General features: G+C 34.3%; 13 protein-coding genes. 11 read left to right on the top strand and 2 right to left on the bottom strand.

Annotated features, from left to right (window positions below; all coding sequences use genetic code 11):
• From HUV91_RS12575 to galE, 11 genes are all read left to right on the top strand, one after another.
• Positions 1 to 845, top strand: an 845-nt coding sequence (locus HUV91_RS12575) for a glycosyltransferase family 2 protein (protein ID WP_174493560.1), incomplete at its 5' end; no start/stop codon positions are given.
• A 5-nt stretch (positions 846 to 850) separates the two neighbouring features.
• Entirely contained in the window at positions 851 to 1,933 is a 1,083-nt protein-coding gene (locus HUV91_RS12570; protein WP_174493559.1) for a glycosyltransferase family 4 protein, read from the top strand.
• A 6-nt stretch (positions 1,934 to 1,939) separates the two neighbouring features.
• Complete coding sequence (locus tag HUV91_RS12565) at positions 1,940 to 2,923, top strand: EpsG family protein (protein ID WP_228721872.1); 984 nt, start codon at positions 1,940 to 1,942, stop codon at positions 2,921 to 2,923.
• A 2-nt stretch (positions 2,924 to 2,925) separates the two neighbouring features.
• Positions 2,926 to 4,014, top strand: a complete 1,089-nt coding sequence (locus HUV91_RS12560) for a glycosyltransferase (RefSeq protein ID WP_174493557.1) — start codon at positions 2,926 to 2,928, stop codon at positions 4,012 to 4,014.
• A 17-nt stretch (positions 4,015 to 4,031) separates the two neighbouring features.
• Positions 4,032 to 5,060, top strand: coding sequence for an NAD-dependent epimerase/dehydratase family protein (locus HUV91_RS12555; protein ID WP_111860662.1), 1,029 nt, complete (start codon positions 4,032 to 4,034; stop codon positions 5,058 to 5,060).
• A 2-nt stretch (positions 5,061 to 5,062) separates the two neighbouring features.
• On the top strand, positions 5,063 to 6,202 hold the full coding sequence (locus HUV91_RS12550) for a glycosyltransferase family 4 protein (RefSeq protein WP_111860663.1): 1,140 nt from the start codon (positions 5,063 to 5,065) through the stop codon (positions 6,200 to 6,202).
• Positions 6,203 to 6,272: 70 nt separating this feature from the next.
• Entirely contained in the window at positions 6,273 to 6,899 is a 627-nt protein-coding gene (locus HUV91_RS12545; RefSeq protein WP_111860664.1) for a sugar transferase, read from the top strand.
• Positions 6,900 to 6,925: 26 nt separating this feature from the next.
• Positions 6,926 to 7,801: a UTP--glucose-1-phosphate uridylyltransferase GalU gene (galU, locus tag HUV91_RS12540; RefSeq protein WP_174493556.1), complete on the top strand. Its 876-nt coding sequence runs from the start codon at positions 6,926 to 6,928 to the stop codon at positions 7,799 to 7,801.
• A gap of 21 nt (positions 7,802 to 7,822) precedes the next feature.
• Entirely contained in the window at positions 7,823 to 9,070 is a 1,248-nt protein-coding gene (locus HUV91_RS12535; RefSeq protein WP_174493555.1) for a nucleotide sugar dehydrogenase, read from the top strand.
• The gene (pgi, locus tag HUV91_RS12530) at positions 9,067 to 10,722 is read left to right on the top strand and encodes a glucose-6-phosphate isomerase (RefSeq protein WP_174493554.1); all 1,656 of its coding nucleotides are present in this window, start codon (positions 9,067 to 9,069) and stop codon (positions 10,720 to 10,722) included. The genes HUV91_RS12535 and pgi overlap by 4 nt, the downstream gene beginning before the upstream one ends.
• Before the next feature lie 12 nt (positions 10,723 to 10,734).
• Complete coding sequence (gene galE, locus HUV91_RS12525; protein ID WP_174493553.1) at positions 10,735 to 11,754, top strand: UDP-glucose 4-epimerase GalE; 1,020 nt, start codon at positions 10,735 to 10,737, stop codon at positions 11,752 to 11,754.
• A gap of 68 nt (positions 11,755 to 11,822) precedes the next feature.
• On the opposite strand, the gene HUV91_RS12520 is transcribed toward galE, so the two are convergent.
• Complete coding sequence (locus tag HUV91_RS12520; RefSeq protein WP_174493552.1) at positions 11,823 to 13,193, bottom strand: phosphomannomutase CpsG; 1,371 nt, start codon at positions 13,191 to 13,193, stop codon at positions 11,823 to 11,825.
• A gap of 75 nt (positions 13,194 to 13,268) precedes the next feature.
• Positions 13,269 to 15,107 carry a glutamine--fructose-6-phosphate transaminase (isomerizing) gene (glmS, locus tag HUV91_RS12515; RefSeq protein WP_174493551.1) on the bottom strand — a complete coding sequence of 613 codons (1,839 nt, stop codon included), beginning with the start codon at positions 15,105 to 15,107 and terminating at the stop codon, positions 13,269 to 13,271.
• Between the last annotated feature and the right edge of the window lie 3 nt (positions 15,108 to 15,110).

Raw genomic sequence — 15,110 nt, 5'->3', positions numbered from 1 at the left:
ATGGAACACCTGATGACTCAATGATTATAGCAAAAGATATAATTGAGTCTTTGCCAGAAAAAATAAAAATTTGTTTTAAAGTACTTGAGCAGGTTAACCAAGGACAAAGTGTTGCAAGAAATAATGCTTTAAAAGTTGCAACTGGAGAATATATTGCTTTTTTAGATTCAGATGATATTCTTGAGTTTAATTATTTTGCAGTAATTAAAGAAAAAATCAACTTATTTCAACCTGATTTTATACAGTTTAAAAGCTTTAGATTTTCAGAGCAACTTGGTAAAAATGATTTTCATGTTGGTGCAAAATTAAAAGGGTTGCATGAAAATAGTTTTAGTGTCAAAAAGCATGTTTTTAATCAGAGTGCTTGGTTTCCATGGTTGAATGTGTATAAGAGGACTCTATTTGAGAATGGGGATAGATTTCCTGTAGGTATTTACTATGAAGATGCCGCACTTGTTCCAATATTGTATTCAAACGCAAAAACTGTTTTATTCTTATCAGATATCTTATATGGATACAGGTATAATCCAACAGGAAGTTTAATGAATATGTCAGAAACAAATATTCAAAAGCATATTAAAAGTTTTGATTATGTGATTAATATTTATTTAAATAATATAAAAAATCAGGAAGAGTATAGTCCAAGTTTGGTTTCGTTGACACAAGCATATGTTAGTTTTTTACTAAAACATCGTGGTATTTTAGTTGCTTTTAAAGAATATCATCGTATAAATATTAAGAGCACTAAAGTTAATAAAAAATATTTAGAAAAGCGTGGGAATATTCTATTTTATAATTTTGGTCCTATTTTTACTATTTTTACTAAAATTATAGGACGAGACTAAATAAAATGAAAAAAATTTGTTTTTTTATTGGTGATATAAGCTTGGTTGGTGGTACAGAAAGAGTAACTTCACTCATTAGTTCGGCATTAGCAAATGATGGATTTGATGTGACTATTTTAAGCTTATTTATGGATGGTGAGATTAAATTTGATATTGATGAAAATATAACTATTGCAAAAATTTTTGATAAGAAAGTTTCTATGAAGGTAAATATTTTTCATGCAATTTTGAAAATTCGCCAATTTGTAAATAGTAATAAAATAGATACATTTATTGTAGTGGATAGTATTTCTTGTATTTTTAGTGTACCTGCTTTGTTAGGCTTGAAAAAAAACCATATTTGTTGGGAGCATTTTAATTTTAGTATTAATCTAGGTTCAAAATTTAGAAATTGGGGACGTAAATTATCTACTATTTTTTGTGATAAAATAATTGTATTAACTGAAACTGATAAAAATATGTGGATTGAAAAATATCCTAAAGCAAAAAAAAATATACAAGTTATATCAAATCCTTTACCTTTTAATTTTAATTCTAATTCTAATTCTAATTCTAATTCTAATTCTAATTCTAAAAATTTATTATCTGTAGGGCGTTTAAATTATGAGAAAGGATTTGATTTACTATTGGAAGCTTGGTCTAAAGTAAAAATAAAAAATCAATGGACTTTGTTTATTGTTGGTAGTGGCCCAGAATTGGATAATTTAAAACAATTAACTCAAAGGTTGAAACTAACTGAAAGTGTAAAATTTGTTCCACGTACAACTAATGTGCAAGAGTATTATGAAAAGTCATCTTTTTTATGTCTTCCTTCTAGGGTTGAGGGTTTTGGCATGGTACTTATAGAAGCTCATTACTTTGGATTACCTACTATTGCATTTAATATTGATACAGGGCCTAAAGAGATAGTAACAACTGATACAGGATTTTTAGTTAATCCTTATGATGTAGATGAGTTTGCACTCCGTATCCAACAGCTAGTTTTAGTAGGGAATGAACAGAAAGAAAGTTTTAGAAAAGCTTGTAAAATGAATGTTATTAAATATGAAATTGGTAATATTTTACCTCTTTGGAAAGGAATTATTTGATTGAACGTGATATCAAAAATTTATAATTTATTACTTGGTTTATTAGTAATTTATTTAGTTCAACTGTTGCCTAGTCAATACTTGTGGGATCGCGACAACTACCTAAATTATGCTGAAAATTCAGAAAAAATATTACAAAGCTATGGTGATTTACAGGAAGTTTTATTTAATGATTATTTTTTCCTTAAAATTAATCAGCTTTTGTCATATGTATTATCTCCAGAAAATTTAGTTGTTTTTTTAGTTTCAATTTGTTTTTTAATTTTTTACTTTTTGATAAATAAATTTTCTGTTAACTCTTTGACTTTTACTATTGGAGTTATATTTTCAATATTGATAGTACCTATTCTTCATCTAGAGGTTGTGGCTATCCGTCAGTTTTTAGCTACTTGTTTGGTTTTATTGTCTTTAAGTTATTATTCTGATAAAAATAAAATTTTAATTATATTTTTGATAGCATCTTTAATTCACAGTTCTTTTTTTCTGTTTTTTTTCTTATTTTATATGGATAATTATATTTTTTGTCGCTTTGATAAAATAAAAAGATTTATTTTAAATTTTCTTTTAATATTATTTTTAGCATTAAGTTATTTAGTGATTGGTAATTATTTAGGTTTTAGGCAGGCTGAATTATATTCATCTTATTCAGGTGCTGTAGGGGGTGGGGGTTTTGTCGTTGTCTTTTCTTTGACACTCTATATATATTTTAAATATGGTATTACTAGATATACGTATATGTATAATTTTGTTTTACAAGGTTTCTTATTGTTTATGATTTTTTATTTTTTTGCAAATTCAAGTGTATCTGCACGGTTATTGGAATCTATTTTTCCTGCATTTATCTTATTACTTGTAAATAAATTTCGTCCTGTTGATTTAATAGTAATTTTATTTATATTTCTTACTTATGGGTATGTATGGTTAACAGGTGGACAATATATGATATTTGAGGCATCACCTGATCAAATAAGACATTATTTTGGGTGGTAATTATGAAAATTTTATTTATAATTACAAGTCTAGGCATGGGTGGGGCTGAAAATGTCTTGGCTAATCTTACGGATGGTTTAGTGCAACGAGGTTGTGAGGTAAAAATTATCTGTTTAAAAGGTGAAGTTTTAGTTAAACCACAGTCTGATAAAGTAGAAATTGTGAGTTTGAACTTTGATAGTTTGTCTAATCTATCTTCTATATTAAAAGGTATTAAAACAATTATATTAAATGATCAACCTGATATTGTTCATGCTCATATGTTTCATGCAATTGTTGTAGCAAGAATATTAAGAATTATGACACCAATTAAAAAATTAATTTGTACTGCTCATAGTAAAGCTTTTGGGGGGAAGTTTCGCGCATTGATCTATAAAATGACCGACCGTTGTTCAGATATAAATACCAATGTAAGTTATGAAGCAACTGAAAATTTTATAAAACATAAAATTTTTAAAAAAAATAACTCATTAACAATTACTAATGGTGTTGATACAGAAAAATTTATTTTTAATTTTGCTGATCGAATAGCCTATAGAACACAATTTAAAATAGCAGATAATGAAAAAGTTTTTATTGCGATCGGTCGTTTTAATGAAGCTAAAGACTATCCAAATTTAATCAATGCTTTTAATTTATTTAGGGAAAAAAGTAATGTTGAATCTAAATTATTGATTATTGGAGATGGTGAGCTTAGACGATCAATAGAAAATTTAATTATTGATACACATTTATCTGATCAGATTATTTTATTAGGCATTCGACATGATATTCCTCAATTATTGAGTATGGCCGATTTTTTTGTTTTATCGTCGGCATGGGAAGGTTTTGGTTTAGTTATTGCAGAAGCAATGGCGACAGAAAGAGTAGTAATTGCAACGGACTGTGGTGGTGTTAAAGAAGTTTTAGGGGCAGCAGATTTTCTTGTTGAACCTCAAAATCCAATAAAGCTAGCAGAAAAAATGCTTCATGTGATGCAATTAAATGACCTAGACTGTGGTCAAATTGGTAAAATAAACAGACAGCGTGTGGTTGATCATTATTCTTTAGATGCGATGGTAACACAGTGGTTAAAAGTTTATAAAAGTTGATAGTTGAGGAAAGTATAATGTCAAAATATTATGAAGTATGCGAAGAATTATTAAGTAATCCGAAAGTATGGCTTGTAACGGGTGTTGCGGGTTTTGTTGGCTCAAATCTTTTAGAAAAATTATTATTATTAAATCAAAAAGTTATTGGACTAGATAATTTTTCTACAGGATTTCAAGAAAACCTAGATGAAGTAAAACAGAGTGTTGCACCTGAGCAATGGGAAAATTTTACCTTTCATAAAGGTGATATCTGTCATTTAGATGACTGTAAACAAGCTTGTTTAGGTGTGGATTATGTTTTACATCAGGCAGCTCTAGGTTCTGTACCACGTTCAATTCAAGATCCTATTGCAACCAATCAGGCGAACATTAGCGGTTTTGTAAATATGTTAGTTGCTAGCCGTGATGCTGGTGTCAAAAGTTTTACTTATGCAGCAAGTAGTTCTACATATGGTGATCATCCTGGTTTACCAAAGCAAGAGGATATTATTGGAAATCCATTGTCTCCGTATGCTGTTACAAAATATGTCAATGAATTGTATGCGAGCGTTTTTAAAAGAGTATATGATTTTAATAGTATTGGGTTACGTTACTTTAATATTTTTGGAAAACGTCAAACGCCTACAGGAGCGTATGCAGCAGTTATTCCAAAATGGACGAGTGCAATGATCCAAGATGATACTGTTTTCATTAACGGTGATGGTACAACTAGTCGTGATTTTAACTTTATTGAAAATGCAGTTCAGGCAAATATTTTAGCAGCAACAGCCATTCATGAAGATTCATTGAATCAGATTTACAATGTTGCAGTTGGTGGACGTACAGATTTAAAAACGTTATATAGCATGTTACAAGATACATTACAAAAAAATGGTGTTGCGTATCATAAGGAAGCGGTATACAGAGATTTTCGTCCAGGTGATGTGATGCATTCACAGGCAGACATTAGTAAGATTAAAATACGATTAGGCTATGAGCCTGAATATTTAATTCATGAAGGTATAGAAAAAGCAATGCCGTGGTATGTTAAGAATTTAAAAGGTTAAAAATGAAATTTGTTCTAGTTTCAAATAATTTAACTTCTGTTAAAAATTTTCGTTGTGATTTATTGTTGGATATTCAAAAGAAAGGGTATGAAGTTCATATCCTTGCGCCAGATTTTTTAAATTTTACAGCAGATAAAGATTTTTTGGAAAATAGAGGTTTTATTTTACATGAAATTAAATTAAGTCGAACTGGAACAAATCCAATTTCAGATTTCACAACTTTACTGAATATTTATCAAATCTTGAAAAGTATTCAAGCGGATATAGTATTAAGCTATACGATTAAGCCTGTGATTTATGGAACTATAGCCGCTTATTTAGCACAAGTACCGAAAAAATTTGCTTTAATTAGTGGTCTAGGTTTTGCCTTTCAAGATCATGCCGATGCAAAAAAATCAGGTTTAATTACCCAAATTATTAATAATTTATATAAAATAGCGTTGAAGAAAACCACGAAAGTTTTTTTTCAAAATACAGATGATCAAGCTTTATTAACAAAGTTAGGAATTTTAACTTCAAATATCCCTTCCGTTGTTGTGAATGGTTCTGGAGTAAATACAGAATATTACTACCATGCGCCTCTTAATAAAAATGAAAATGGACAATTTGAAATTAGTTTTTTAATGGTTGCACGACTACTAAAAGATAAAGGAATTCGTGAATATTTTGAGGCTGCAAAAATAATTAAAAAACAATATCCAGAGGTTATTTTTAATTTAGCCGGAGGGCTTGATGAAAATCCTACCGCGATATCTAAAGATGATTTAGATGTTGTTGTGAATGCTAAAGTAATCAATTATCTTGGTAAGTTGTCAGATGTAAGAAGTGCTATTGTTCAGAGTAATATTTTTGTTTTACCATCTTATAGAGAAGGTGTGCCAAGATCTACTTTAGAGGCGATGTCAATGGGGCGTAGTGTGATCACAACAAATGCTCCAGGCTGTAAAGAAACTGTTGTGGACAATATAAATGGTTTTTTGGTAGACGTACAATCTGTTGATGCATTGGTATCAGCAATGCTAAAATTCATAGAGCATCCCGAACTAATGAATGTAATGGGTCTTAACTCTAGAAATATGGCAGTTGATAAGTATGATGTCATTAAAGTCAATGATCATATGATAACGGAAATGCAACTTTAATTTTTTTGATTGAATTATTAATTAAACTTAGATAGCTAAGACTAATTATATTTATAGGATGTAAGAGTGAATGAAGCGCTTAGTTGATATTATTATTTCTTTGATTGCATTAATCATTTTGTCACCTATTTTTCTATTAGTGGCAAATAAAGTTCGTAAAAATCTAGGCTCTCCAATTTTCTTTTATCAAGAACGCCCAGGTAAAGATGGTCAATTATTTAAAATGATTAAATTTCGTTCAATGAAGGATGCGTTTGATAAAGATGGTCATCCTTTACCTGATGATCAACGTATTACACCATTTGGGCAAAAATTGCGTTCTACAAGTTTAGACGAGATGCCTCAACTTATTAATGTACTGAAAGGTGATATGAGTATTGTGGGTCCTCGTCCACAAATGAAAGAATTTCTAGATCACTACACACCTCATCAAATGCGTCGCCATGAGGTAAAACCAGGGATGACAGGGCTGGCTCAAGTCAGCGGTCGTAATAATTTGTCTTGGGAAGAAAAATTTGATTTAGATGTAGAATATGTTGAAAAACAATCTACTTTACTTGATTTTAAAATTATGTTTAAAACAGTTGAAGTGATGCTGAAGAAAGAAGGTATTAATGCACCTGACCAAGAAGTGGGTGCAGAACGATTTTCTGGTAACAACACTTCAACAAATACCAAACCACACTCTCATCAGTAAATTTAAAAGCGTTAGTTAATTAAATTATGATCAAAAAAGCAATTCTCCCTGTGGCAGGTTTAGGCACACGTTTCTTACCTGCAAGTAAGTCTATTCCTAAAGAAATGGTCACAGTGGTAGACCGTCCTGCGATTGAATATGTCGTAAAAGAGGCGGTTGCTGCAGGAATCGAACAAATTATTCTTGTAACACACTCATCTAAAGCATCCATTGAAAATTATTTTGATCGTAATTTTGAGTTAGAAACGACCTTAGAAAATAAAAAGAAATTTGATTTACTCAAAGAAATTACCGATATTTTGCCTAAAAATGTCAGTGTTGTGAGCGTGCGTCAACCTCAACCTTTAGGTTTAGGACATGCTGTACTGTGTGCTAAAGATATTGTTGGAAATGAACCTTTTGCCGTTTTATTACCTGATGTATTAGTGAAAGATGCAGATACAAAGAATGATCTGGCTTTAATGATTGAGCGTTTTGAAGTATCAAATGCGTCACAGATTATGGTTGAAGCTGTGCCTGATCATTTAGTCGATCAATACGGTATTGTTGATGTTGCTCAATCACCGAATGAAGGTGAAAGCATCATAATGCAAGGGATTGTAGAAAAACCTGCAGTAGGTACTGCACCTTCAAATTTATCGGTTGTGGGGCGTTATGTTTTACCTGCTGAAATTATGCAACTTTTAGCAAATACACCCAAAGGTGCAGGTAATGAGATTCAGTTGACCGATGCGATTGCTGCATTACAAAATACAGCAACCGTTGAAGCTTATCGTATGAAAGGTCAAACCTTTGACTGTGGCAGTAAAATTGGTTATTTAAAAGCTGTATTACACTATGGCATTGAACATCCAAAATTGGGTGCAGAGTTCAAACAGCTCATTCAAGAATTAGATTTATAAAGATTCAAAATTAGGTGATTAATGAAAATTAGTGTTTTTGGTACGACTTTACAAGCAGGCGTACTGGCAGGTTTGATGGCTGAATTTGGTCATCAAGTCTCGTGGTGTTTAAATTCACAAAAAACACTGAATTATCAGGATGAGCAAGTCAACCAGTTGATTGAACGCCAAGCTCAGCTTGGTTTTTTAAATATTGTTGATGTAGATCAACTGAATTTAGATCAAGATGTTTATTTATTTTCATTTACACCGACAGAAGTTGATATTGCTTTAAATATTGCAAAAAAGATTAGCTTATCTCCGTTCATTCATCCTAAATTAATGATTAATGGTTCAACCTTTGGGTTGCAGGGCACTGAAAAATTAAAAAGTATTTTATCTCAGGATTATTGGGCATATTTACCTGATGTCATTCAAGAAGGTAATGCAATTCAGAGTTTTACGCAGCTTAAACAAGTGATTGTGGGTGTGGAGCAAGAAGAAACTCAAAATCTGATGTCTGAATTACTCCGTCCTATTTTTCAGCTACAACATCAATTTTTATTTATGCCAATTTTAGATGCTGAATTTACCAAACTCAGTATTTCGGGCATGTTGGCAACACGTATTAGTTATATGAATGACTTGGCTGTCGTCTCTGAAAAGTTGGGTATAGATATTAGTAATGTACGTCAAGGCTTAGCCGCTGATACGCGCATTGGGGCGACGTACTTATCCCCCGGTGCAGGTTTTGGTGGTGAGAATTTTTCGCATGATATCTTAACCTTGTCGAATACTGTGGCGGATATGGGGGTTCATAGTCATTTATTGGAACAAGTCTGGGCAATTAACGAGCAACAAAAAGAAGTTTTATTTAGAAAGTTATGGAATTATTACCATAGCCATTTAAAAGGCAAAACAGTTGCTATTTGGGGTGCTTCTTTTAAAGAAAATACCTCAAGTATTCAAAATGCACCGATTCATGCGATGCTACAAGCTTTATGGGCACAAGGTGTAATCGTAAAATTACATGACCCGCAAGCATTAAAAGAAATTGAAAATATGTATGGCATGCGTGCTGATCTGATTTTATGTGAAGATCAATACCAAGCCGTTGAGCATGCAGATGCACTGTGTTTAATGACCGCTTGGGCGCAATATTGGAGTCCAGATTACCTGCAACTCAAGCAGAAAATGCGGCATCCTTTGATTTTAGATGGTCGTAATATTTATGATCCCGCTTATGTGAAATCACAAGGCTTTGCATACCAAGGAGTAGGGCGTTCATGAGTCATATTGAACAATTTTCTGTAGTGACAGAGCTTAAAGAACAACTGAGCGAATTGGCTGAAGCACAAAAAAATATCCATTTAAATGAATTGTTTGAAAAAGAAACACAGCGTTTCGAACAGTATTCTGTACAGTATCAAGATTTAACTTTTGATTTCAGTAAGCATCGCATTGATCAGGCGATTTTTAAAAATTTAATACAATTTGCTGAATCAAAAAAATTAGCGCAATGGATTCAGCGTTTATTTTCGGAAGAGCCGATTAATTATACAGAGCAGCGTGCTGCAATGCATTGGGCTTTGCGACAACCATCTGAAAATAAAAAAAATAGTAAAATTGTACAGGCTGTACATGAACAGTTAGAGCGCATGTATCGCATTGTTGAAAAAATTCATGCGGGACAATATCGTGGAGTAACCGGTGAAGTAATCCAAGATGTGGTGAATATTGGTGTAGGTGGCTCAGATTTAGGACCTTTAATGGTTACACATGCACTATCTGATTATCAGGTACATACGACCAAGCCTCTGCATGTTCATTTTGTTTCAACCATGGATGGCAGTCAGCTTTCAGAACTGTTGCATCAGTTACGTCCTGAAACGACGTTATTTATTATTTCTTCCAAGTCTTTTGGTACGATCGATACATTATCGAATGCACAAACGGTACGCCAATGGTTAGAAAAGTCTTTAGGGCAGTGTGAAGGAGTTTTAAAAAATCACTTTATTGGTGTTTCGACCAAACCTGAAAAAATGACGGCATGGGGGATCGCGCCTGAGAATCAGTTGCTGCTGTGGGATTGGGTGGGTGGTCGTTATTCGCTGTGGTCATGCATTGGTTTACCGATTGCATTGACGATTGGTGTAGATAGTTTTAAACAACTCCTTGCGGGTGCGTATGCGATCGACGAGCATTTCCAAAATGCTGAATTTTCAGAAAATTTACCTGTGTTGATGGGTATGCTTGGTGTTTGGAATAATAACTTTTTAAACATCCAGACCCATGCTGTGTTGCCCTATGATGGGCGTTTAAAATACTTTGCAGCTTATTTACAACAATTAGAAATGGAATCGAATGGGAAATCCATTCAGCGTAATAATGAACAGGTAGAATATGATACTTGTCCGATTTTATGGGGCGAAGTGGGGCCAAATGCACAGCATGCCTTTTATCAATTATTGCATCAAGGCACGCATTCAGTGAGCTGTGATTTTATTGCACCTGTTCATCGTTACAATGCCAATCAATTTACTTATGCTCAAAATGCAGAAGCATTGATTGAACAACATCATTTAGCATTATCGAATTGTTTAGCACAGTCACGTTTATTGGCCTTCGGTAATCAAGCACTGGATCAAAAAGAGCTGACCGATTTACCTAAATATAAACAATATACAGGGAATCAACCGAGTACCACACTTCTCATGAAAGAATTAAGTCCTTACAGTTTGGGCATGCTCATTGCTTTATATGAACATAAAGTGTTTGTACAATCTGTGATATGGAATATTAATCCTTTTGATCAGTGGGGGGTTGAGAAAGGTAAGGAAATTGCCAATCAATTATTGCCTATTTTAAATCAGCAGCAACATGACTTATCTGCCTTGGATGCATCAACACAAGGTTTAATTAAAATCCTTCTTCAAAAATAACAGAGTTTTATTATGGCAAACATTTTAGTGACAGGTGGTGCAGGATACATCGGTTCACATACTTGTGTAGAGCTACTAAATGCGGGTCATTCTGTTGTTGTACTCGATAATTTATCTAACAGTTCTGAAGAAGCGCTACTCCGTGTGCAAGAGCTCACAGCAAAAAGTTTGACTTTTGTTGAGGGGGATATTCGGGATGCCTCTGCTTTAGATCAAGTGTTTGCAGCACATCAAATTGATGCAGTGATCCATTTTGCAGGTTTAAAAGCTGTAGGTGAAAGTCAGCAAATTCCATTGACTTATTTTGATAATAATATTGCGGGTTCGATTAGCTTGGTTCAAGCCATGCAACGTGCTGAAGTCTTTCATTTGGTCTTTAGTTCATCTGCAACGGTGTATGATGAAGCCAATATTTCACCGCTGAATGAAAATATGCCTACAGGTATGCCAAGCAATAATTATGGGTATACCAAACTCATTGTTGAGCAAATGCTGCAAAAATTAGCGATTGCTGATGCACGTTGGTCAATTGCATTATTGCGTTATTTCAATCCTGTGGGTGCACATAAAAGTGGTCGTATTGGTGAAGATCCGCAAGGGATTCCTAATAATCTAATGCCTTATGTAACGCAAGTCGCTGTAGGTCGCCGTGAAAAGCTGTCTATTTTTGGTCAAGACTACGATACGGTCGATGGTACGGGTGTACGTGATTATATTCATGTCGTAGATTTAGCGAATGCACATTTATGTGCATTAAATAATCGCCTAGATGCTGAAGGCTGCCGTGCATGGAATATTGGTACAGGTAATGGTTCATCTGTACTTGAAGTCAAAAACACATTTGAACAAGTAAATGGTGTGGCTATTGCATTTGAATTTGCTCCACGTCGTGAAGGAGATGTTGCAACTTCATTTGCAGACAATGCGCGTGCTGTTGCAGAGTTAGGTTGGAAACCGCAATATAAACTTGAAGATATGCTTGCTGATAGTTGGAATTGGCAAAAGCAAAATCCGGAAGGGTATAAAAAATAATTTTCTAACTATTTAAAAATGGGAGCTAATTGCTCCCATTTTTATCAAAATTTCTGATGAAAATCAGATTATCCTTGAATTAAATCTGTTAATTCATCGACATAAGCTTGCATTGGTTTTGGATTTTTATCCTGACGACTTTCAATATTGAGGCGTAATAAAGGCTCTGTATTTGAAGCACGAACATTTAAACGCCAAGCGCCAAAATCTAAACTCACACCGTCAGTTTGGTCAATTTTTGGATTTTGATCTGCAAAATAGTCAAATATCTTTTGAATCGTCTGTTGAGTATCAGCGACTTTAAAGTTGATTTCACCACTACAAGGGAATTTTTCAATCATATCTTCGACCAGTGTAGATAAAGATAGATGGGTCTCTGAAAGCACTGAAATTGCCAATAACCAAGGAATCATACCGCTGTCACAATATGAAAAATCGCGGAAATAGTGGTGTGCACTCATTTCTCCACCATAAACCGCATTATGTTCACGCATCACATCTTTAATAAAAGCATGCCCTGATTTAGATTGAATTGCTGTTCCCTGATATTTTTCAACAATATCAAACGTATTCCACACTAAACGAGGATCGTGCACAATTTTTTCGCCTGACTGTTTCAGTAAAAATGCTTGGGCAAGTAGACCTACAATATAATAGCCTTCGATAAATTGACCTTTTTCATCAAAAAGGAAGCAGCGGTCAAAGTCACCATCCCATGCGATCCCCATATCTGCCTGATGTTCAAGTACAGCATTACGGGTACTATCGCGGTTTTCCACTAAAATTGGGTTAGGAATCCCATTTGGAAAGTGACCATCTGCATCATTGTGAATTTTAATGAATTCAACAGGAATACTCAGCTGTTTGAATTTTTCTTCAATAGCATCAACAACATGACCTGCTGCACCATTGCCTGCATTCATGACTAATTTTAATGGACGAATTTTACTTGGATCAATATAGGTAATTAAATGCTCGATGAACTCAGGCAAAATATTATATTTTTGAGTGGTTCCTTTTTTGGCAACGTCTTTAAATTGTTCTGTTTCAGCCAAAGCTTGAATGTCTTTTAAGCCAGTATCTGCACTGATTGGTCGTGCATTTTCACGCACTAATTTCATGCCATTATAATCCATCGGATTATGACTGGCTGTGATTTCAATCCCACCTTGAACATCTAAGTGAAAAGCACCGAAATAAACTTCTTCTGTACCTGTCATACCTAAATCAAGAACATCAACACCTGCATCATTTAAACCACGGATGGTGGCTTGTTTGAGTGCTTCACTGGTTAAGCGAACATCACAACCGACAACTACAGTTTTAGGTTGATAAATTTGCCCATAAGCACGACCGATTTTATATGCAATATCGTTATTGAGTTCTGTGCCGAGTTTTCCACGGATATCATAAGCTTTAAAGCAAGTGAGTTGGCTCATATCTTCTCTCGTTTGATAAAGAAAAGGCTGGTTTATATCCAGCCTATATCAGAGTAATTTTTCACTATTACTTAATTATTCTACAGTGACAGATTTTGCCAAGTTACGAGGTTGATCGACATCTGTACCACGTAATACAGCAACATGATACGACAAAAGCTGTACTGGAATACTATAAACAATAGGGGCTAACCAATGATTTGTGGTTGGAATATGCACAACATGTTGGCGATCTTTTTCTACAATACCACTGTTTTCATCTGCAAAGACAAAGAGTTCACCACCACGTGCTTGAACTTCTTCCATATTAGATTTTAACTTATCTAACATATCATCGTTTGGCGCGAGAATAACCACAGGCATATCATTATCCACTAAAGCCAGTGGACCATGTTTAAGTTCGCCAGCAGCATAACCTTCAGCATGAATATATGAAATTTCTTTGAGCTTTAAAGCACCTTCAAGCGCAATAGGGAACTCCGTGCCGCGCCCTAAGAATAAACAATGTTGTTTTTCTTTAAAGAGTTCTGACAAGCGTAAAATTGCTTTGTCACCTTGTAAAGTATCTAAAATAACTTTTGGTGTATGCCATAAAGCGGTTGTAATTTCCGCCATATTTTCAGCAGAAATTGAATTTTTCACTTGACCAATTTTTAAGATCAACAACATTAACGCAGCAAGCTGAGTGGTAAATGCTTTTGTTGAAGCAACCCCAATTTCAGGACCAGCAAGTGTAAGTAAGTGATGATTGGTTTCACGGACCATTGATGATGTTGCAACGTTACAAATCGTCATGGTTGAAATAGATAGATTTTTCGCTGCTGCACGTTTTTGCGTATCACGTAATGCGGCTAAAGTATCCGCTGTTTCGCCTGATTGAGAAATACATACATATAATGTATTGCCTACAATGACAGGTGAGCGATAGCGGAATTCACTTGCAATTTCAACTTGGCAAGGTAAATCAATAATTTGCTCGAACCAATATTTGGCAATCATGCCTGCATGGTAACTGGTACCACAAGCGATGATTTGAACTTGTTGAATGGTATTGAAATGCGCTTCCGCATTTTTTAAGAAATCATCACGTAGCGCATTGCCATTGAGTGCTTGAGAAATGGTTTGCTGAATCGCTTCGGGTTGCTCATAAATTTCTTTGAGCATGTAGTGCTTGTATTCACCTTTTGATGCATTACTGACCGTTGCATCTAGTTCTTTAATTGGGCGTTCAACCAACTGTCCATTTACAAATACTTCAATGCTATTGCGTGTTAAACGTGCAATATCACCTTCTTCAAGGTACATAAAGCGATTGGTAATCGGAAGTAATGCCAATTGATCAGAGCTAATAAAGTTTTCACCAATACCGACACCAATCACAAGTGGTGAACCTTCACGAACTGTGATCAATTCATCAGGATGTGCAGTATGTACAATACCTAAGGCATAGGCACCTTTAAGTTGAGGTACGATGCTCTCTACCGCTTTCAATAAATCTGGAATTGTTTTGAGTGCTTCATGGACTAAATGAGCAACAACCTCAGTATCTGTTTGTGAGGTAAATACATAACCTAAAGCTTCTAAGTTATTTTTAAGTTCTTGATAATTTTCAATAATACCATTATGAACAACAGCTACATCACCAGAAATATGCGGATGCGCATTGTTTTCAGTTGGTTTACCATGCGTTGCCCAACGTGTATGAGCAATCCCAAGTGAACCGATAATATCTGCTTCATTCACGGCTTGTTCAAGGTTTGCAACTTTACCTACACGACGTTCACGTAAAATTTGACCGTGATCAACGAGTGCAACACCCGCAGAGTCATAACCACGATATTCGAGGCGTTTTAGACCTTCGATTAAAATATTTGTAATACTACGTTCTGCAACGCCACCAACAATACCACACATAGT

Origin of the sequence: Acinetobacter sp. Marseille-Q1623 (genome assembly GCF_902809895.1) — a bacterium.
GTDB lineage: Bacteria > Pseudomonadota > Gammaproteobacteria > Pseudomonadales > Moraxellaceae > Acinetobacter > Acinetobacter piscicola_A.
This window is presented reverse-complemented; position numbering and strand designations above follow the sequence as displayed.

Excerpts from the sequence above, each read along its gene's own strand:
- HUV91_RS12550 (WP_111860663.1), top strand. The coding sequence starts at position 5,063 with ATGAAATTTGTTCTAGTTTCAAATAATTTAACTTCTGTTAAAAATTTT.
- HUV91_RS12535 (WP_174493555.1), top strand. The coding sequence starts at position 7,823 with ATGAAAATTAGTGTTTTTGGTACGACTTTACAAGCAGGCGTACTGGCA.
- galU (WP_174493556.1), top strand. The coding sequence starts at position 6,926 with ATGATCAAAAAAGCAATTCTCCCTGTGGCAGGTTTAGGCACACGTTTC.
- pgi (WP_174493554.1), top strand. The coding sequence starts at position 9,067 with ATGAGTCATATTGAACAATTTTCTGTAGTGACAGAGCTTAAAGAACAA.
- HUV91_RS12520 (WP_174493552.1), bottom strand. The coding sequence starts at position 13,193 with ATGAGCCAACTCACTTGCTTTAAAGCTTATGATATCCGTGGAAAACTC.
- HUV91_RS12570 (WP_174493559.1), top strand. The coding sequence starts at position 851 with ATGAAAAAAATTTGTTTTTTTATTGGTGATATAAGCTTGGTTGGTGGT.
- HUV91_RS12560 (WP_174493557.1), top strand. The coding sequence starts at position 2,926 with ATGAAAATTTTATTTATAATTACAAGTCTAGGCATGGGTGGGGCTGAA.
- HUV91_RS12555 (WP_111860662.1), top strand. The coding sequence starts at position 4,032 with ATGTCAAAATATTATGAAGTATGCGAAGAATTATTAAGTAATCCGAAA.
- HUV91_RS12545 (WP_111860664.1), top strand. The coding sequence starts at position 6,273 with ATGAAGCGCTTAGTTGATATTATTATTTCTTTGATTGCATTAATCATT.
- glmS (WP_174493551.1), bottom strand. The coding sequence starts at position 15,107 with ATGTGTGGTATTGTTGGTGGCGTTGCAGAACGTAGTATTACAAATATT.
- galE (WP_174493553.1), top strand. The coding sequence starts at position 10,735 with ATGGCAAACATTTTAGTGACAGGTGGTGCAGGATACATCGGTTCACAT.